19 protein-coding genes are annotated in these 19,628 nt (G+C 57.2%); 5 read left to right on the plus strand and 14 right to left on the minus strand.

The window, feature by feature from the left end; genetic code table 11:
- Positions 1 to 59: 59 nt before the first annotated feature.
- The 4 genes from AACY26_RS00680 to AACY26_RS00695 form a co-directional block, all read right to left on the minus strand.
- The gene (locus AACY26_RS00680) at positions 60 to 1,025 is read right to left on the minus strand and encodes a CobW family GTP-binding protein (protein WP_339510028.1); all 966 of its coding nucleotides are present in this window, start codon (positions 1,023 to 1,025) and stop codon (positions 60 to 62) included.
- Between the two features lie 52 nt (positions 1,026 to 1,077).
- Positions 1,078 to 2,814: an amidohydrolase gene (locus tag AACY26_RS00685; RefSeq protein ID WP_339510030.1), complete on the minus strand. Its 1,737-nt coding sequence runs from the start codon at positions 2,812 to 2,814 to the stop codon at positions 1,078 to 1,080.
- Positions 2,815 to 2,946: 132 nt separating this feature from the next.
- Positions 2,947 to 4,335, minus strand: coding sequence for a YjiH family protein (locus AACY26_RS00690; RefSeq protein WP_339510032.1), 1,389 nt, complete (start codon positions 4,333 to 4,335; stop codon positions 2,947 to 2,949).
- An 80-nt stretch (positions 4,336 to 4,415) separates the two neighbouring features.
- A complete protein-coding gene (locus tag AACY26_RS00695) occupies positions 4,416 to 5,159 on the minus strand; it encodes a class II aldolase/adducin family protein (protein WP_339510034.1) in 744 nt (247 codons plus the stop codon).
- 173 nt (positions 5,160 to 5,332) lie between these two features.
- Here AACY26_RS00695 and AACY26_RS00700 point away from each other — a divergent pair, with 173 nt between their 5' ends.
- The 4 genes from AACY26_RS00700 (at position 5,333) to AACY26_RS00715 (ending at position 9,201) form a co-directional block, all read left to right on the plus strand.
- Positions 5,333 to 6,232 (plus strand): LysR substrate-binding domain-containing protein, encoded by a 900-nt coding sequence (locus tag AACY26_RS00700; RefSeq protein ID WP_339510037.1) that lies wholly within the window; start codon positions 5,333 to 5,335, stop codon positions 6,230 to 6,232.
- Positions 6,233 to 6,365: 133 nt separating this feature from the next.
- Positions 6,366 to 7,142, plus strand: a complete 777-nt coding sequence (locus tag AACY26_RS00705; protein ID WP_339510039.1) for a (Fe-S)-binding protein — start codon at positions 6,366 to 6,368, stop codon at positions 7,140 to 7,142.
- Entirely contained in the window at positions 7,142 to 8,575 is a 1,434-nt protein-coding gene (locus AACY26_RS00710; RefSeq protein WP_339510041.1) for a lactate utilization protein B, read from the plus strand. The genes AACY26_RS00705 and AACY26_RS00710 overlap by 1 nt, the downstream gene beginning before the upstream one ends.
- On the plus strand, positions 8,572 to 9,201 hold the full coding sequence (locus AACY26_RS00715) for a LutC/YkgG family protein (RefSeq protein WP_339510043.1): 630 nt from the start codon (positions 8,572 to 8,574) through the stop codon (positions 9,199 to 9,201). The genes AACY26_RS00710 and AACY26_RS00715 overlap by 4 nt, the downstream gene beginning before the upstream one ends.
- Here AACY26_RS00715 and AACY26_RS00720 read toward each other — a convergent pair.
- From AACY26_RS00720 to AACY26_RS00765, 10 genes are all read right to left on the minus strand, one after another.
- A complete protein-coding gene (locus AACY26_RS00720) occupies positions 9,198 to 10,214 on the minus strand; it encodes a LacI family DNA-binding transcriptional regulator (protein WP_339510045.1) in 1,017 nt (338 codons plus the stop codon). The genes AACY26_RS00715 and AACY26_RS00720 overlap by 4 nt on opposite strands.
- Before the next feature lie 112 nt (positions 10,215 to 10,326).
- Entirely contained in the window at positions 10,327 to 11,940 is a 1,614-nt protein-coding gene (locus AACY26_RS00725; protein WP_339510047.1) for a 5-guanidino-2-oxopentanoate decarboxylase, read from the minus strand.
- Positions 11,941 to 12,093: 153 nt separating this feature from the next.
- Complete coding sequence (gene murB, locus AACY26_RS00730; protein WP_339510050.1) at positions 12,094 to 13,113, minus strand: UDP-N-acetylmuramate dehydrogenase; 1,020 nt, start codon at positions 13,111 to 13,113, stop codon at positions 12,094 to 12,096.
- Positions 13,110 to 13,574 carry a low molecular weight protein-tyrosine-phosphatase gene (locus AACY26_RS00735; RefSeq protein ID WP_339510052.1) on the minus strand — a complete coding sequence of 155 codons (465 nt, stop codon included), beginning with the start codon at positions 13,572 to 13,574 and terminating at the stop codon, positions 13,110 to 13,112. Before AACY26_RS00735 ends, murB begins: the two co-directional genes overlap by 4 nt.
- Positions 13,574 to 14,338, minus strand: a complete 765-nt coding sequence (gene kdsB, locus AACY26_RS00740; protein ID WP_339510055.1) for a 3-deoxy-manno-octulosonate cytidylyltransferase — start codon at positions 14,336 to 14,338, stop codon at positions 13,574 to 13,576. Before kdsB ends, AACY26_RS00735 begins: the two co-directional genes overlap by 1 nt.
- The gene (locus tag AACY26_RS00745) at positions 14,339 to 14,524 is read right to left on the minus strand and encodes a Trm112 family protein (protein ID WP_339510057.1); all 186 of its coding nucleotides are present in this window, start codon (positions 14,522 to 14,524) and stop codon (positions 14,339 to 14,341) included. It lies immediately after the preceding gene.
- A 49-nt stretch (positions 14,525 to 14,573) separates the two neighbouring features.
- Entirely contained in the window at positions 14,574 to 15,575 is a 1,002-nt protein-coding gene (gene lpxK / locus AACY26_RS00750; protein WP_339510059.1) for a tetraacyldisaccharide 4'-kinase, read from the minus strand.
- A 13-nt stretch (positions 15,576 to 15,588) separates the two neighbouring features.
- Positions 15,589 to 16,017: an ExbD/TolR family protein gene (locus tag AACY26_RS00755; RefSeq protein ID WP_339510061.1), complete on the minus strand. Its 429-nt coding sequence runs from the start codon at positions 16,015 to 16,017 to the stop codon at positions 15,589 to 15,591.
- Complete coding sequence (locus AACY26_RS00760) at positions 16,014 to 16,646, minus strand: MotA/TolQ/ExbB proton channel family protein (protein ID WP_010488974.1); 633 nt, start codon at positions 16,644 to 16,646, stop codon at positions 16,014 to 16,016. The genes AACY26_RS00755 and AACY26_RS00760 overlap by 4 nt, the downstream gene beginning before the upstream one ends.
- A 72-nt stretch (positions 16,647 to 16,718) precedes the next feature.
- Positions 16,719 to 18,929: a DNA internalization-related competence protein ComEC/Rec2 gene (locus AACY26_RS00765; RefSeq protein WP_339510063.1), complete on the minus strand. Its 2,211-nt coding sequence runs from the start codon at positions 18,927 to 18,929 to the stop codon at positions 16,719 to 16,721.
- A gap of 148 nt (positions 18,930 to 19,077) precedes the next feature.
- Here AACY26_RS00765 and AACY26_RS00770 point away from each other — a divergent pair, with 148 nt between their 5' ends.
- A complete protein-coding gene (locus AACY26_RS00770; RefSeq protein WP_339510064.1) occupies positions 19,078 to 19,608 on the plus strand; it encodes a DUF2062 domain-containing protein in 531 nt (176 codons plus the stop codon).
- Positions 19,609 to 19,628: the final 20 nt, after the last annotated feature.

Genomic DNA, 19,628 nt, shown 5'->3' on the forward strand with positions numbered 1-19,628 from the left:
TCGCAGTGGCAGATCGTGACTGAAAAGCATCAGTCACTCTCTACCAGTCAAACAAATGGCTAAGCAATACACCTGTCAAATGCTGCTTGCAGGCTCGCCGGATTGATCGCGTCGCGCGTACCAATAACAATCAGTTGGCTATAAGGCTTGGCATCGCGCCAATCTTCAGCCAGCTTGATCTCACTTCGACTACCGACCAGATGCAGCACGCTGCGCTGCTGTGGCGCTTCTGCGATATTGCAGATGCCTTTGGCCCGATAGATGTTCGCAGGCAAAGCCGCAAGCGCCTGACGCAGCGCTTTCAGCGACAATGGCTGATCTGATTGCCAACTCCAGGTCGAAAAAACCGAGGAATGATCAGGCTCAGGCACGGTTCCCAGCACACTGGCCATAGTGACCGGCTTGAGCTTAGGCCCCGCACTCAGGCGCCCTACTCCCAGCACTAATTCCAGCGGCACCTCACAATGCTGCGCCTGCAGCAAACGAACATTGGGGTACAACCAGCGCGCACGCAAAGCTGCAACCTGCTCATCGCTGACCTGATCGATCTTGTTAAGCACGATAATGTCAGCTGCATCGAGCTGATCCATGGCCAGTTGCGCCATTTCCCCCTTGAGCCCCTCGAACTGAGCGGCGTCAACCACAGTCACTATGCTGTCGATATTCAAGGCATTGCGAAACTGCGGATAACGCAGGGTGTTGGCGATTTTCTGCGGATTGGATACGCCGCTGGCCTCAATCACAATGTACTCGGGTCGATTTTCCCGGCTATCGAGCATGCGGCTTAATTGCTCGATCAAATCACTTTCCACGGTGCAGCAAATGCAACCATTGGTGAGGCTGACAGTGGTTTGGGTCTGGCTGACGATCAGTTGGCTATCGATATTGATCGCACCAAAGTCATTGACCATCACCGCCATGCGCAGACCGTGATCGCTATTGAGGATGCGATTGAGCAACGTGGTTTTACCGGCACCCAAAAAACCGGAAACTATGGTGACCGGAATGCTTGGTCTTCTGTTCATAAGCCTGAACCTCAACGCATGTAAGCAGGGTCAAGTGCCCTGCTTACATTGATCAAAAATTAGGGAGCTCGCCCTGCCAGATGGCCGCATGGTCGGTGTCTTCGAATTCGCCTTGGCGGTCCCACATCACCTCACCTTCAAGCAAGGTCAACTGCACTTGGGTGTTATGGATATTGCCCTTCGGATGCTGTGCGAACAGGTCACGGTCGAGCACGATCAAATCAGCCGACTTACCCACTTCGATAGAACCTGCCTTGTCATCAATGCCCATGCACCAGGCGCCGTTGATGGTCATGACGCGAATCGCCTGCTCCAAAGTGATCGGATTGCCATAGAAGCAACCTTCCATGTCACCAAACGGATTCTCGCGGGTGATCATCGCCTCGAAGCCGATCCAAGGGTTGATGCTGGAAACCGGCCAATCGGTGCCCATTACCGCCACGCCGCCAGCGTCCAGGACGCCCTTGAAGTTGTAGGCGCGCTGCATACGGTCTTCACCAAACACTGCACGGGCGTTGGCAAAGGAAGACGGGAACCAGCCCACCGGGGAAAACTCAGCGGTAACCTGCAACTCAGCAAAACGCGGCAGGTTGGCGTCGAGCAAAGTGGTGCTGTGCGCACACTGGTGACGCACGCCGCTGTCGCCGTTGCGCCGACGCGCTTCGGCCACGGCATCGAGGAACAGGTCAGATGCACCATCACCTGTACAGTGGGCAATCACCCGTACGCCCTTGCGATCCATATCCACAACCATGTCGCTGATGTGTTCAGGCGTCAGGTTGAGGTGGCCGCGCCAACTGCTTTCGCCAGGCCAGGCGCTCGACAGGTAAGACGATCGTGACTCATGGGTGCCGTCAAAGTGGAACTTCACGGCATTGGCATTGAGCCGGGCGCTGCGGTAGAAATGCCGCTCACCGGCAAGCAACTCCCAGCGCCGCTTGACCGGGAAGATGTCGTCCTGCCAGCTAATTGCCGCCTCGACGCGCACCGTCAGTTCACCGGCCTGATCAATCGACTTCAGCGCATTGAGGCGATGCTCGCAAACATGCACATACTTGGTGCCGACCACGCCATGGCCACTCTGGAACTGCACGCCTTCGCGATAGGCACGCTTCAATGCATGTTGCGGGGTTGGGGGCATGGCCGCGTGAATCAGTGCGTAGGCACCGTCAACCAATATTCCGGTTGGTTCACCGGTAATGCTGTCGCGCTCGATATACCCGTGGCGCGGGTCCATGGTGTCGGCATCGATACCGGCCAGTTCCAGCGCCTTGGAGTTGACCATCATGCAACCCCAGGAGCGATCCAGAATCGCCACGGGACGGTCCGGCATAAAGCTATCGAGCCACTCACGATCCGCGACCAAGCCAGCTTGCTTGAATGTGTAGCGCACAAAATATTGGCCATACACCCAGCCATCACCGGGGTTGGCGGCGGCATAATCAAGTACCGACTGCTTGACCTGCTCGGGTGTCGGGTCATCCAGACCAATTGCCAGATCACCGGAATAACCCGGCGCCAGAGCCAGATCGGGATGGGTATGCATGTCATACAGACCGGGCATCACGAAACGCCCTTTCAGGTCCAGTACCCGGGTCTGCTCGCCGATATAGGGCGCCACGCTGTTGTAATCGCCAACAGCAACAAAACGACCATGCTTGATTGCGACCGCTTCAGCCCATGGCTGCTGGTCGTCGACGGTATAAATTCGGCCGTTGATCAGTACCAATTCAGCAGCGCCTATTGCACCGCGAATATTGGAAGAAAGGTAGTTGTCGGACTTCGCCATCGCATTCGCCTCGAAGCAATTTGCTCCGCGGCTCAGCCGAGCCAAATCGGAGCAGACAGATTAGTGTCAAAGAAATAAAAGGGTGCTCCAGCATGCGGGACTAACCGCTGGAGCACCGAAAACAAGCTTGAGTTACAGCACCAGGTGCGCCATCAGCGACAGCACCGGCAGGGAGATCAGCACCCGTAGCAGATAGATCATGAACAGGTCGCGCAAACGCAAACCGAAGTTTGCCCGAACCAGAATGATTGCCGCTTCAGTGAAGAAAATGATCTGGGTAACCGCAACACCGACCAGTACAAAACGGGTGATTTCACTTTCGATCCCCGAAGCCAGGATCGACGGCATGATGCTGTCGACAATCCCGGCCAGCAACGCAGGTGCAGCCTCGGCGGCCTGTGGAATTTGCAGCAACTCCAAATACGGCACGAGTGGCAACGACAATACGTGAAACACCGTGGTGTACTTGATCAATGACAGGCCAACACAGCCGATCAGCATCATTGCCGGGTAGACCGAAATCGCAATGTCGGCACTGATGTGCACGCCTTGCTTGATCAACTCAAATGGGCCGCTGGCTTTTTCTGCGCGCTGGATTGCACGACGCAGGCCCAAGGCAAACAAGCCTTGGCTCTTGTCGTCATCCGTTACCAACTGCTTGCCAACACTGGGCTCGTAGCTATCGAGCTTGCCACGCAGCGGCGGCAGCTTCGGCACGATAAGGGCGCAGATAACGCCGGTAACGGCAACCGACAGATACCACTGGATAAACACATGCTCCATACCAATCAGCTTGAGCAGCAGGTAGGCATAGGCAATGGATACGATCGAAAAGTTGGTCGAGATAACGCAGGCTTCACGGCTGGTATAGAAGCCACCCCGGTATTGCTGGGTTGTCAGCATGATGCCCACGCTGGACGCTGACAGCCAGGATGCTGCGCAGTCGACCGCAGCGCGTCCAGGCAAACCAAACAGCTTCTCGAACACACGGCTGACCAAGGTGCCGATAAATTCCATCAGGCCAAAGTCTGTCAGCAGTGGCAGCAAAATGGCTGAAAGCAGGTAAATCGCTAGTACCACCGGGCCAACGTCATACAACATCACCCCGCCGGTATCGCGGCTCCAGATCCATTCAGGCCCCACCTTGAAGAACACCATCAGCATCAGCACCGCACCGATCACCCGGACTACAGTCCAGGGCAGGCTCGGGTTGAACAGCTGAACAAAGCGGTTGGGGTTGTGCCTCAGCGGGCTAAACCGCACCAACAAGGTAATCAGGCTGGGAACAGTGGCCACGACAACGGTGGCCGGCACCAACATAGGTTTAAGCACATCGTTTACATAGTCGATGATGAACGCGATCATCACCGTGATACGCCCATCAACACTCACAGGCGTCAGAAACAGCAACACGCCAAACAGGGTTGGAATGATAAAACGCAGCAATTGCTTGGTGGTATAAGGCCCCAAGGGTGCTCCATCTCGACTTGATGAGGGTTGTGTCTCGGTTGATTCCAGCATGTTGTCACCTTTTTATAGTTGTGGTGCTGCTTGGTTTGCACGCAGTTCTAATAGTTGAAGTCGGACGGTTGTACTGGTGTTCAGTCTCTAAATGAGCGGTCAAGACGATCCAGGCGGCGCAACTCTGCCTGCCAGACCAGGTCGACACTTTCCTGGTGATAGGCTGGATGCTCAAATTGGCGAGCCGTCATTTCGCAGTCTTCAGCGGAGGGAAGAATCAGGGGGCGCCCGGCCTTCATCGCTTCAAGCTGAATCTCACAGGCTTTGTTCAGGTAGAACATCAAGAAATAGGCTTCGGCAACACTGCGGCCGACAGTGAGCAAGCCATGGTTACGCATGATTGCGCAGTTCTTGTTGCCCAAAGCGCCTACGATGCGCTCGCGCACTTCCAGATCAAGCGGGATACCTTCGTAATCGTAATAAGCCACACGGTTATAGAAGGCCATGTTGGTCTGATTGAGCGGCAGCAACCCCTCTTCCAGCGCCGCAACGCCCATGCCTGCAAGCGTGTGGGTGTGCATCACGCACACTGCATCGTGACGCCGCATATGAATAGCGCTGTGCACGGTGAAACCGGCTGGATTGACTTCGGGGCTGCTGGGGTCGAGCTTCTTGCCGTTGATATCGATACCGACCAGGTTGGTGGCCGTGATCTCTTCAGGAAGCAAACCGTATTGATTGATCAAAAACGCCGGTTCATCCGAGGGCAGGCGCACGGAGATGTGGGTGAACACCTGATCGCCCCACCCGTTAAGTTGTAGCAGCCGATACGCGGCGGCCAAGTCGGTACGCAGGGATTGTTCTGTGGCCGGATTATTATTCATGTGAGCTCCTCAGGCGATTTGGCAGAGCTGAGAAAACCTGCGACCAGTCATTTGACCGCACGTGGTCTGCTTACAGCTGCGTGCTAATGTTATGCGCCGAGAGTAAGCGGCTTGTGGACTGACGAATATCGACTTATTCTTGTCTAAATCATTCCAAAACGTCATGAACTATTGTGCGCAGACAACTTCCCAGCATGATTTCCCTGAGCTGTTTTTCGGCCTTCGCTCGCCATATGAGCGTGACCAAGGCCGCAGAAGAGCTGAGCCTGACGCAAAGCGCAGTCAGCCGACAGATCAAGAATCTTGAGGAAATGCTCGGCTGCTCCTTGGTCGAACGGGTCAAGCAACGGCTACAACTGACAGACAATGGCCGCCAGTACGTGCAGGAAATCAGCCTGCTGCTGGATCAGATAGAAGCGGCGACGCACCAAGTACGCAGCAGCCATGCCGGGCACCTGCGGATCGGTGCCGAGCCCTCCTTCACCACCCGCTGGCTGCTGCCGAAACTACGTGACTACGCACGCCTGCACCCGGAAATCGACCTGGAGATCATGAACGACCTGCGCCGCCTCTATGACGGCCACGAAGGTTATGACGTTGGCATTCTCTATGGTGACGGCAACTGGCCCGAGTTCGACGCGCAGTTCCTGATGCAAGGCGAAATGGTTGCAGTGTGCACCCCGGAACTGCTGGAAAAGCATGGCGAGATCATCCAGAGGCGCGACATACTGCGTTACCCACTCCTGCATCACGCCGCTCACTCACCGCAATTCAGGTCATCGACCCAGCTGTGGCTGGATGACGCGGGCCTGAGCCACAAGGAAATTGAAATGCTGCCTGGCCAGCGCCTGGAACACTTCCAATTTGTCCTCGACGGTGCGCTCCACGGCTTGGGGGCTACCGTATTGCCGCGCCTCTTTGTAACCCAGGATGTGGAAGCCGGACGCCTGAAAATTGCCTGCAAAACCCCGCTCAATTGTGGCGAATATTACGTGGTGACCCCCAAGTTGAACCGTGACGCCAAGGCCAACCATTTCGCCCAATGGCTGCTGCAATGGCGCGAGCAGGCCTAACCCTTCCCCCAGTCAAGCCCTGCGGATAACAACTAGCTAAACCCCTACCAACGCCATTTAGGGCGACAAATTGACAGAAATGTTATCGATAACATAGACTCATTTCCCTTCTATAAATCGCCGAATGGCCTCTATGACCAGTCCCAGAACCAAGCCTTTAATCGGGCTTCTTCACACCTGCCTGGTTGATTTCTATCGTCCAAGTATTGGCTTCGCCAGCGTTCAACTGCTCGAGCAAGCGGGATGCGAGGTGCAGGTTCCGGGCTTGCAGACCTGTTGCGGTCAACCGGCCTTCAACAGTGGCAACCTTGCTCAGGCACGGGCGATGGCGCGCCAGGTTATCAAGACATTCGAAGCGTTCGACTATGTGGTAGGCCCTTCCGGCTCATGCATGAGCCAAGTCAAAGTGCATTACCCGCAGTTATTCAGCGATGATCCGCAGTGGCTGAAACGGGCGAAAAGCCTGGCTGAACGCAGCTTTGAATTAGTCAGTTTTCTTATCGATGTATTGAATACAACCGCTTTGCAATCCAGTTATCAGGGCACTGTGACCTATCACGACAGCTGTTCGGGGTTGCGCGAACTGGGTATCAAACAGCAACCGCGCAAGCAGCTTGAACAGGTGCAAGGGCTGAAGTTGGTTGAAATGCCAGAAGCTGAGACCTGTTGTGGATTTGGCGGAACATTTTGCGTCAAATACCCGGAAATTTCCGCCCGCATGGCCAGCCAGAAAGTCAGTAATATCCAGGCCAGCGGCGCCGACACCTTGGCCGGCGGTGACCTCGGTTGCCTGCTTAACATCAGCGGTCGACTCACCCGCCTGGGCAGCCCGGTACGAGTATTCCATGTGGCCGAAGTGCTGGCTGGCATGACCCAGATCCCGGCCATTGGCGAAGGAGAGGTGCACTGATGCAACTCTCGTCTGCTAATTTCAAAGCTGCAGCACGCGCAGCGCTGCATGAGCCAAATCTACAGGCGGCCATGGCCGAGAACCGCAAATTTGCCGCCCATGTTCGCGTGCAAGTCGACGCGACAGTTAATTTTCAGGGCTTGCGTGCACAAGCCAAGGCAATCAAGGACCATACCCTCGCTCACCTCGATCATTACCTCGAACGCTACGAAGCGGCCGCAATCAGGCAAGGCACTCAGGTGCACTGGGCACAAACGCCGGAACAGGCGCAACAAATCGTGCTCGATATCTGCCGCCAGGCTGATGCGCGCAGCGTGATCAAGGGTAAAACCATGATTGGCGAGGAAATGGGGGTCAACGATGCCCTTGCCCGCGCCGGTATCGAACGCTACGAAACTGATCTTGGCGAGTACATCTTGCAACTGGCTGATGAGCCGCCGAGCCATATCAATGGCCCTGCTATCCACAAAACCCTGGAGCAGGTGCAGGCCTTGTTCCATGAACATCATCACAACCTTGGCCGGGAAGGCTTTCTGCGCGAGCCTGCTGATTTGCTCGCCGAAGCCCGGCGCTTGTTGCGCAAGCGTTTTCTCGAAGCCGAGGTCGGTATTACTGGAGCCAACTTCCTGATCGCCGAAGACGGCAGCCATGTGCTGGTCACCAATGAAGGCAACGGCGATCTCACCAGCATCCTGCCGAAGGTGCGCATTGTTCTGGCAAGCATAGAGAAAGTCTTGCCAACCCGAGCAGATGCCGGGGTTCATTTACAGCTATTGGCCCTGAGCGCCACCGGCCAGCCCCTGACCAGTTACACCACCTTTTACGGCGGAGTGAAAACTGACGCTGAACTCGATGGTGCCGAGCAATGCCACGTCATCCTGCTGGATAACGGCCGCAGTGAAATGCTTGCCGGTGAGTTCCGGCCAATGCTGCGCTGCATCCGCTGCGCGGCCTGCATGGATAACTGCCCGGTGTACAACTGGGTCGGTGGCCATGCCTACGGATGGATTTATCCAGGGCCGATGGGCTCAATCTGGACGCCGCAACTTACCAACCTGGAGCAAACGGTCGACCTGCCTAACGCCTGCACCCTCAATGGTCGCTGCGCGGAGGTCTGCCCTATGCAAATTCCTCTGCCCGACATGATGCGTGTACTGCGCAGCCAGCACTGGCAAAAACAACTAACCGCGACCACCACGCGCTGGGGTATTGGCCTCTGGGCAGCACTGGCCCGCCGCCCACGACTTTATCGACTGTTGACAGCAATGGCCGCACGCACCATGAACTGGGCGAGTAACAAACGCGGGCGCTTCAGCCGCCTGCCACTTGCGCGCAGCTGGACTGAACAACGCGACATGCCCGCACCGCAAGGCGCGACATTCCAACAACTCTGGCAGCAACGCCAAGCTGACCAAAACGGAAGTGAACAATGAGCAGCTCACGCCAGGAAATTCTGGCCAACGTGCGCAAGGCGCTGGGGCGAGAGGCGTATTCAGTCATCAAGCCGCACCCTTATCACGAACGCATCGCCCTGAGCGAGGCCAGCGTCGATTTGTATCAACAGTTTCTCGCGCGCCTGAAAGTCACCGGGGTGACACTGGAAGAACTGACTGACATCACCCAGGTTCCCGAGGCCGTTGCAACATTCTGCACCCAACATCAATTGCATGGCCCGCTGGCGATTGCCCCAGCCCTGGCCAGTTTGCCTTGGCAACAAACTGGCTTGCAGATAGACGTCGGCACCACTCATGGCCATCACCCTATCGGTGTTGCTCAAGCCTTTGCCGGTATTGCTGCGACCGGCAGCCTGGTGATGCTGGCAAACGCAGATAACCCTGCCGGGCTCAACTTCCTGCCCGAGTATCATCTGGTTGTGTTGGCCAGGTCACACCTGCTCAGCCAGCTCGAACAGCTCTGGCCGCTGCTCAGCAGCCCAAGTGAGCGCATACCACAAGCGGTACACCTGATCACCGGCCCATCAAGCACTGCGGATATTGGCGGACAATTGCTCTACGGCGCACATGGGCCAAGGGCCGTGCATATACTGCTGACCGACTAGCGCGCAGTTGATTCGCGGGCGATCAATTCACAGCCAACATCAATCAGCCCCAAGCCTGCGCCCTCGCCCTTGATCATTTGTGTGAGCAACTCGACCGTCGCATTGGCAACCAACTCGGCAGGCACCTTGACGCTGGTCAGCGTTGGCGTGGCAACACGGGCAATAGGCAAGTCGCCAAAGCCGCAGATACCAAGCTCACCCGGCACATTGATACCTTTACGTTGACAACTGAACAGAGCGCCGATGGCGGGCATGTCGTTGGTAAAAAACGCCCCGTCAAACTCAAGCTCACCACGCGAAAAGCGCTCGATTACATCGACACCATCATCAATATGCGGGATCGCCGAAGTCTTGAAGCGCAGCGGCTCGACAGCCAGCCCTTGCATCACCGCATGGCGAAAGCCCTGCCAACGCAAGTCCTCACGGGCATCATCAAAACCAAAGAAGGCGGGATGCTGATAACCACGCTCAACCAGATGACGCCCCGCTGCAGCGCCCGCCTGCCAGTTCGAGAATCCGACAACTTGCCCCACGGGCTGGCGCGGGTTATCGCCCTCGGGTAAATCCCAGAGTTCAACCACCGGAATGCGCGCCGCCGCCAACAGTTCGTAAGTTTCAGGCGTGTGATAACCGTAGGCCAAAATCAAGCCATCCAACTGGCGCCCCAGAAAAGCACGGAGCATTTTGGTTTCTTCTTCCGGTGAGAAGCGGGTTTCACCAATCAACATATGCAGGCCAGCCTTGCTCAAGCCCTGCTGCAGGATTTCAATGGTGGTCGCCAGAATTGGATTGGTGATGGTGGTAATCAGCGCACCGACCACACCGCTGCGTCGCGTCACCAAGGCGCTGGCCGCGAGATTGGGCACATAGCCAAGCTCACGCACCGCCAGGTCGATGCGCTCACGCGTGGCTTGTGAAACCTTGTCGGGCTTGCTCAGCGCCCGCGACACGGTCATGCCGGAGACACCGGCTAACCGTGCAACATCCTGTACGGTTGGTTTGTTCTTGGTCACGCATTGGCCCCGTGGTATTTGCCTATTCCAAGTGCGGCTATTATCCATGCCGGCCATGCTGGCGACCATTGCAGATTGGCCGTGAACCAGTCGCGGCCAGTCGTTATATTGATCAAGCAGCCAGAAAGGCCGCGCTTTCCTGAATCTCAATCACCGTTGGCCGATCGGCCTTGGCCGCGCTCAGCAGCAACTCACGCAGTTGAGCAAAGCTCTCGGCGCGTTCGGCATTGCAACCGAAGCCCTTGGCCAGCGTTAGGAAATCCGGTGTGTAGATATCAACGCCAATGGTTGGGATATTGCGGTTCTGCATATAGCGCTTGATCTCGCCGTAACCGCTGTTATTCCACAGCAAGACGATAACCGGCGCGTTGGCCTCAACTGCCGAAGCCAGCTCAGGCAAGGTGAACTGGATGCCGCCATCGCCGATCAGTGAAACAACTGGCCGTTGTGGCGCGGCCAGTTTGGCGCCGATTGCAGCCGGTAAACCGTAGCCCAAGGTGCCGTAACCAGTGGACGAGTTGAACCAGGTGCGCGGCGAGTTGGCTTCAAACAGGTGATTGCCGGAGTAGACAATCTGCGTCGAGTCACCGGCAAAAATCATATCTGGCAAGGTGTCCTGCAATACATCCAACACCCGCTTCTGCGCATGCCATGCATCAGGAATCAAGGCTTCGAGCTGCTTGCGCACCTTCGCCGCCAGCTTGCAACCGGGGCTGTCCGCATTGAAAGCTGCGCCCTCGCCCAGTCCTGCCAACAATGCCTGAATAGCCAGGCGTGAATCACTGAGAATGGCGATATCGGCGGGATAGTTGCGGTTCAACTGTTCGGCGTCGATATCGATCCTGATCAACTGGCTGTCGATGCGGAAATTGCCATCAAACACCGCGTCATAATCGGTTTCGCCCAGTTCAGTACCGATTGCCAACACCACATCGGATTGCAACACCAGCTCACGCACCGGCACCAATGACTGGTTCGAGCCCAGTGCCAGCGGATGCCCCTTGGGCAACACACCTTTGGCATTGACGGTATAAGCGGTTGGTGCGTCCAGCGCCTCAACCAGGCGCACCGCTTCAGCGCTGGCACTTGCAGTACCGCCACCGAGCAGAACCAACGGCCGCTTGGCGGATTTAAGCATCTGTACCGCGCGGGAGATCGCATCCGGGCATGGCGCTGGACGGCTGGGTACGGCACCCAGTTTACGTTTGACATGGTCGGCAGGCGCGGTGATCACGTTAATCGGGATCTCGATATGCACCGGACGCGGCCGCGCACTGTTAAAGACGGCAAATGCCCGTGAAAGCACTTCAGGCAACTCATCCGGGCGCATCAGGGTATGACTGAACGCGGCAACGCCTGAGACCAGATTGCTTTGCGAAGGCAGCTCGTGGAGGCGACCGCCGCCCATAGCCAGTTGCTCGGTGTTGTTGACGCTGGAAATCACCAGCATCGGCACCGAATCCGCATAGGCCTGGCCCATGGCCGTGGTGATGTTGGTCATGCCTGGCCCGGTGATGATAAAGCACACGCCCGGCTTGCCACTGACCCGCGCATAGCCGTCGGCCATAAAGCCCGCGCCCTGCTCATGGCGCGGCGTAATGTGGTTGATATTGGTCGATGGCAGACCGCGATAAAGCTCTACGGTATGCACGCCGGGAATACCAAAAACAGTATCCACACCGCAGTCTTCCAACATCTCAACCAACAATTCTCCACACGTCAGCATGGCCAGCACTCCAAGGCAAAAATAACAGTGAGCGCTACTCTAACAGCATAATGTTATCGATAACATAGTCAGTTATGTTTCAACTTTCCAGGCAGCTTTAGGTGCAGCCGGGTCGGTCAGTAATTAATCCTGTTTTTTGCCTGGCTTGCAGAGTTAAACCACGTTGGGCTCTATCTCAAGCTCAATGGCGAAGCGCTGCTTGATGTCCGCTTGGATGCGTTTGGCTAAGTCGAGTATCTGCTCGCCACTGGCATGGCCGTAATTGACCAGCACCAAGGCCTGCAACTTGTGCACACCAGCATCGCCATCACGAAAGCCCTTCCAGCCCGCCCGTTCTATAAGCCAGCCAGCAGCGACCTTGAACTGGCCTTCGTCCTGCGGATATGCCACCAGATCAGCATGCAATTGGCGCAAATGCTCTACTTGCTGGGCTGAGACCACGGGGTTTTTAAAGAAACTACCGGCATTGCCCAACACCGCTGGATCCGGCAGCTTCTCACTGCGAATCGCACAGATCGCACGGCTGACATCCTGGGCTGTCGGTTTGTCGATACCCTGCTCGCTCAAGCGTTGTTTGACCGGGCCATAAGCCAGGTTCAAATGCGCGGCGCGGCTCAGGGCAAAACGCACACGCAAAATGATCCAGCGCCCAGCTTGGCGCTTGAACAAACTATCGCGGTAACCAAACTGGCAGTCTTGCAGGCTGAATTCACTGACTTCGCCAGTGTGTCGATCAAGGGCCGTAAGGCCGACAAAAACGTCTTTGATCTCAACGCCGTAGGCACCGATATTCTGCATCGGCGCAGCGCCTACCGTGCCCGGGATCAGGCTGAGGTTTTCCAGCCCGGCCAAGCCTTGGTCAAGGGTCCACTGCACAAATGGATGCCACGGCTCACCTGCTTCGGCCTCCACCACAACATGCTGGTCATCTTCACTGAGAATTCGAATACCAAGGCCGCTCATGCGCAGCACCAATGCCTGCACATCAGCGGTGAGCAGCAGGTTACTGCCGCCACCGAGCAACATCAGCGGCAGTTGTTGCACCTCGGCATAGGCAATCGCGGCGCGAACCTGATCATCGCTGCGCGCTTCGGCAAATTGCGCAGCGAGCACATCAATACCGAAACTGTTATAGGGTTTGAGCGAGACCCCGCGCTCGACGTGCAGACTCATAAGCGTCCCTTTACTTCGATGAGCAAGGCATCGCTGGCGCGCTCGATCAGATCGAGTACGTTCTCGAATCCTTGTTCGCCGCCGTAATAGGGATCTGGCACCTCGTCTACTTCAAGCTGGTATCGACGCAGAAATAGGTCTAACTCTGCGCCTTCATTGCTTGAACGCAGACGCTTGAGGTTGCCCAGGTTGCTGTTATCCATGGCCAGCACCAGGTCGAAGCGCTGAAAGTCATCGGCTTCAACCTGGCGACCGCGCAAAGCGGACATATCATAGCCACGCAATTGCGCCGCGCGCCGGGTGCGGGTATCCGCGGGTTTGCCAACGTGCCAGTCGCCGGTGCCCGCCGAATCGACCTGCACCAGCTCTGCGAGCCCGGCCTGTTCCAGCTTGTGGCGAAACACGGCCTCGGCCGTTGGTGAACGACAAATATTGCCCAGGCAGACGAATAAAACGCGCATCACTGGCTCAACAACTGACGCACACGGTCGAGGTCTTCTTGGGTGTCAACCCCGGCAGGTGGCGCCTCAAGCGCATCAGCTACATGAATGCGCACGCCATGCCAGAGCGCGCGAAGCTGTTCCAGGCACTCGGTGTTTTCCAACCAGCACGGGCCCCAAGCGACGAAGTCGTGGAGGAATTGGGTGCGATAAGCGTAAATGCCGATATGGCGACGATAAGGCACATCAGCTGGCAGTTGTTCGCGGCTGGCGGCGAATGCATCACGCGCCCATGGCAGCGGCGCGCGGCTGAAAGTCAGCGCCAAGCCGGTCACATCGGTGGCGACCTTGACCACATTGGGGTTGAACAACGCGGCAACGTCATCAATGGGTTCAGCGAGCGTGGCGATCGCCGCTTGCGGGTTGGCTGCCAGATTAGCTGCTACCTGGTCGATGATCGAAGGCGGGATCATCGGCTCGTCGCCCTGCACATTGACCACAATGGCATCGGGTTCGAGGCCCAGCGCGGTTGCGACCTCAGCCAAGCGATCTGTTCCGGAGTTGTGATCAACCCGGGTCAGCACCACTTGCGCGCCAAATGCCTTGCAGGCTTCGACAATGCGCGCATCATCGGTTGCCACAACCACGCGCTGCGCGTTGCTTTTGCATGCCTGTTCCCAGACGTGCTGGACCATCGGCTTACCGCCAATATCCTGCAATGGCTTGCCCGGCAGGCGGGTCGAGGCGTAACGCGCAGGAATGACAACGCTGAATGCTTGGCTCATTTATTTGTCCAGACGCTCGTCTACGTTGAGGGTCCTGGCTTCAGTTTCGAGCATTACCGGAATGCCATCGCGCACTGGAAACGCCAGCGCATCGGCCTTGCACACCAGTTCGGTTTTGTCGCTCACCAGCTTCAACGGGCCTTTGCACAGCGGGCAGGCCAAGATATCGAGTAATTTCGGGTCCATGGGTGATCCTTGAGGTAAAACGGCGTGCAGACAGCTTGCCAGTATAAAGCTAGCGAGCTGGCAATAAAGCCTTCAATTGTGCATCAAACCAGTTAGCGAATGCCTGCGAGGGCTGCGCATCAACGGCCAGATACCACCAATCATCCGCTGCAAAAGCGCGGCACTTCACTGCATCTTTTTCGGTCATGACCACCGGCAAGTCTGGGCTGAAACTCAGCAGCTCACGACTGTAGGCGGCGTGATCGGCAAAAACATGCGTATTTACCCGCCAGTGTAGCCCTTCAAGCGTGTTGAAGAAACGCTGCGGATTGCCGATTCCTGCGACACCGTGCAGCGCCTGTCCCGCCGGAAAGTGATTGAGCGGGCGTGACTCACCGCTGCGCAAATTGATTAACTGGGTCGGCTGCAAGGTAAATGCGAAAGCGTCTTGCGGATCGCTGGAAGCCCCGTTGTACAGGAGCGCATCGACACTTTGCAGGCGCTCTATCGGCTCACGTAGCGGCCCGGCAGGCAAACAGCGCTGGTTACCGAAACCTCGCGCGGCATCCACCAGCACCAGCTCCAGATCCCGGGCCAGCCGATAATGCTGCAAGCCGTCATCGCTGAGGATCAGGTCTAGCGGCTCAGCCTCAAGCAAGGCTTGCACCGCGCGACTGCGATCCGGATCTATCATCAAGGGCACGCCGCTGCGCTGGACGATCAACAGCGGCTCATCCCCAGCCACCGCTGCGCTCTGCTCTGCCGCCACCCGCCAGGGAAAGGACGGCGGTTTAGCGCCATAGCCCCGGCTGACCACACCGACCTTGAGGCCGCGCTGCTGGCATTGCTCGATCAGCCAGAGAATCATCGGAGTCTTGCCAGTGCCGCCGACCGTGATGTTACCCACCACAATGACGGGCACCGGCGCACGGTAGATTTCGCCCTCGCCCGCGACAAATCGCGCGCGCTTGCGCTGCACCACCTGGCGGTACAAGGCCTCCAGCGGCCCGAGAAGAGCCAGCGCCCGATGCCCGCTATACCAGGCATCGACCAGACGATCAGACAGAGCCATCAAGCATTCTCCATCAAGGCTTTGGCTGCGCCTCGACTGTGGTCATGCGCAAGTGAGCAAAGCCCAACTTGCCCGCAGCATCCATTGCGGTGATGACCGATTGGTGCGGGGTTTTACCGTCAGCACTGATGGTCAACGGCTGATTGAAATCGCCAGCCGCCTCTTTTTGCAATGCGGCGATCAAGGTTTCCAGGTCACTTTTCAGCAAGGCCTTGCCATTGATTGAAAAACTACCGTCCGCCGCAATCAAGACCTCCAGCGGCTTGGTTTCAGCATCCGTTAGCGGGGCGCCAGTAACCGCCTCGGGCAAATCGACCTTCATCTGGGTTTCACGAGTGAAGGTCGTGGTCACCACGAAAAACAACAGCAGGATAAACACCACGTCAATCAGCGGCGCCAGATTGATCTCGACGTTCTCCCGCGCTTTACGCCGGAACTTCACGCCTTATCTCCACCCAGATCAACTTCGCGGTCGCCCTGCACCACCTCAACCAACTTGATTGCCTCCTGTTCCATGCCAACCACCAGCTCGTCGACTCGACGCTGCAGGTAGCGGTGGAAGAACAGCGCAGGGATTGCCACGATCAGGCCCGCCGCCGTGGTAATCAGGGCTTTGGCAATACCGCCAGCGAGCACCGGCGCATTGGCCATGCCAGCGCCCATGAACGAACTGAAAATCTCAATCATGCCAAGCACCGTACCGAGCAAGCCGAGTAGCGGCGCAATACCGGCGATGGTGCCAAGTGCGTTGAGGTAACGCTCCATGTCGTGCACGACACGAGCCGCCGCCTCTTCAATGCACTCTTTCATGATCTCGCGACCATGCTTGGAGTTAGCCAGGCCCGCAGCCAAAATCTCACCGAGCGGCGAATCTGCGCGCAACTCCTTGAGCTTCTGGTTGTTGAGCTTTTTGTCTTTGATCCATTGCCAGACCTTGCCTAACAGGTTTGGCGGGGTGACACGGCTGGGCCGCAACGTCCATAGGCGCTCAGCCACGATGGCTGCAGCAACGATAGAACACATGATGATCGGCAGCATGATCCAGCCGCCAGCTTTAACCAATTCCCACACGGTGGCGTATCCCCTCAACAAAATTGGCGTCACTCTAGCATAGGGCTGTGACCTCGCCGACCGCCGCTGTTCTCATTTTTCTCGCCAAAATCGCGGTATTTTTCGCATTCCTTGCGCTGGCAGCAAAGAACCCAGCTGAATAATCACCGCCCCCTGCTCCACGCTGTCATAAAGCGTGGCGCCTGATTGCTGATAACGCCGCACTACATCCGGGTGCGGATGACCATAGGCGTTATGCTTTCCCCGGGCGATCAATACCGAATGCGGGGCAACGGCATCAATGAACAATTGCGATGACGAACTGCGGCTACCGTGATGCGGCGCCATAAGCCATTGCGCGCGCCAATCATTCCCCTGGCGCACCCATGCACGCTCGGCCTCGGCATTGATATCACCGGTCAACAGCAGGCGCTCGCCAGATGCCTCAACCATCAAGACGCATGACCAAGCGTTGGACTCAGTGGCGTCTGGCCATTGCCAGGTACTGAAGCGCACCTGATTCCATTGCCAAGCGGAGGGTGTGCAAGGTTGGGCATCAAGCGCCTCGGGCAAATCTGCCGGTTGCCCGCTAACCACTCGCCCCACCGTCATGCCTTGGTGGATCGCCAAGGCGCCACCGCTGTGATCATTGTCCGCATGGCTGATCAGCAAGATATCCAGGTCACTCAACCCAAGCGTTCTCAGCGACGGCAATACCACGCGTTCACCGATATCAAACCCAGGCGAGCGCGCCCCTGCGTCATACAGCAACGCATGCTCGCGGGTTTGCACCAGCACCGAGGAGCCTTGTCCGACATCGAACATGACCACCCGCGCCCGTCCCTCAGGTGGCAAGGGAGGTTTGGTAAAGAACAATGGCAAGACTAAAAACCACGCCAGGCTGCGCCCGGGAATGCCCCGTGGGGCCAGCAACAGCAACAGCGCAATGGCTACCAGCAACCAGGCCCACAGCGGCAAACCTGCCGGGAGCCAAGCCGGTAACCACAGGGCTGCAAACTCCAGTGATTTGAACAACAGTTCAAGCAAGGCACCGGCAAGACCCAGTACTGCAGTTCCCAGCCATGGCAACGGCAACAACAAGGTGCCCAGCAATGCCAGCGGCACAATCACCAGCCCAACCAGGGGTACAGCAAATAAATTGACCAGCGGGCCACTGATGCTGACCGGCAAGCCCAGGCCCAGCAACAAAGGCAATAAGCCCAGGGTCATTGCCCATTGCGCACGCCCCAGCGAACGCCAGCCGTTCAACTTGCCCAGCCGCCCGCCAAACACCAGCATAAGCAAGCCTGCAGCACCAAATGACAGCCAAAACCCCGGTTGCAGACTTGCCAGCGGCTGCCAAAGCAAAATGACCAACATCGCCGACAACAGAGGCAGCAACACGCCAAGATGACGAAATCGCCAGCGCCATAACAACAGCATGCCGACCATCATGCAGGCGCGCTGCACCGGCACCTCAAAGCCTGCCAATCCTCCATAAGCGATAGCGCCAGCGAAGCCGGACAAGCAGGCACAAGGCAACCAAGGCAGCGCTGCAGGCCAGTAGCCAAAGCGTGCGAGCCCTGCGACCAATCCATAAAGCAGCCCGGCCAACAGACCAATGTGCTGTCCGGAGATGACCATTAAATGAATCGTGCCGGTATGCTGCAGCGTGCGCCAATCATCAGTGCTCAGGCCTGAGCCGTCGCCCAGCACCAATGCAGTCAAGGCGCCTTCGCGGCCATAGGCCGGGGTGGCCAGAATGCGCTGACGAATCCGCTGGCGCCAGGTTGCAATACCATCACCAGCGCTCAGGCGTTCACCCGCTTTAATGGTGCCGGTGCCACCAATGCCCTGGGCGAGCAGCCAGAGTTCATAGTCGAACGACTGTGGGTTGACCAATGCATGGGGTCTTTTCAGGCGTACCGCCAGTCGCCAGGTTTCGCCCGCAGCAAGCGGCGGCCCACCGAACCAAGACAAGCGCAGCCGTTTTGGCAGCGTAGCTCGTCGCGAGTAGGCATCTGCCAATTGAAAGCGGATGACCTTGCCATCTTGCTCAGGCAGGCCAACCACTTTGCCTTGCAGCCACAAGGTTCGACCGTCCAATTGCGGGCTCAACCGATCATCAAGTGCCCATTGCGCACAGACACAAGCCCAGACAAAACCCAGCAAGAACAACGCCGGCAGCAATCGCTTACGCAAACAAAGCAGCAGTGCTAAGAGCAACGCCAGGAGCAAAATCCAAGGTTCAGGTAAATGCGGTAAAAAGCTTAACGTGAGTAGACCCGCAATCAGCGCTATCATCTGTGCCAGCATCCTTGCCTGCCCTCAGGATTTCTTCCATGAAATCCGGCGTAATTCGGTTGTGTAACAGACAGTCTCACAATCTGAGGCGGCACCTCATGATGAATGTGTGCATAATATTGCCGCTCAAGCCTGCCAGAGAACCTTCATGCCGCGTCGTTTATTCAAACGCTACATGCCTAACCCAGATCGAATCAAGGGCAACAAATCCCTGCGCTTTCTGGGGACGCTCATGCATGACCCGAACCTCTGGCACCTCAATCGCCACTCAGTCTCGCGGGCAATGGCTATCGGGCTTTTCTGGGCCATGATTCCAATGCCCATGCAGATGCTGGCAGCGGCGCTAACTGCTATTCCTGCCCGCGCCAATATGCCGATCTCCATTGGCCTGGTTTGGCTGACAAACCCCCTGACCATGCCGCCGGTGTTTTATTGCAGCTACAAATTCGGCGCCTGGTTAATCGACACACCGACCCTGCATATTCCGGAACACGTCACCCTCGCCTGGGTTGGCCAGGTGCTACAAACCCACTGGCAGCCACTTTTCCTAGGCTCCTTCACTCTCGGTGTGATCCTGGCTGTTATCGGCTATTTCGCCACCAACGCATACTGGCACTGGTGGGTCAGGCACGCTTGGCGTAAACGCCAGGAGCGTCGTCGCAACAAGCAATCAGACTGAAACAAAAAAGCCGCTCAAAT

It is taken from the genome of Pseudomonas sp. RL_15y_Pfl2_60, assembly GCF_963970595.1.
GTDB lineage: Bacteria > Pseudomonadota > Gammaproteobacteria > Pseudomonadales > Pseudomonadaceae > Aquipseudomonas.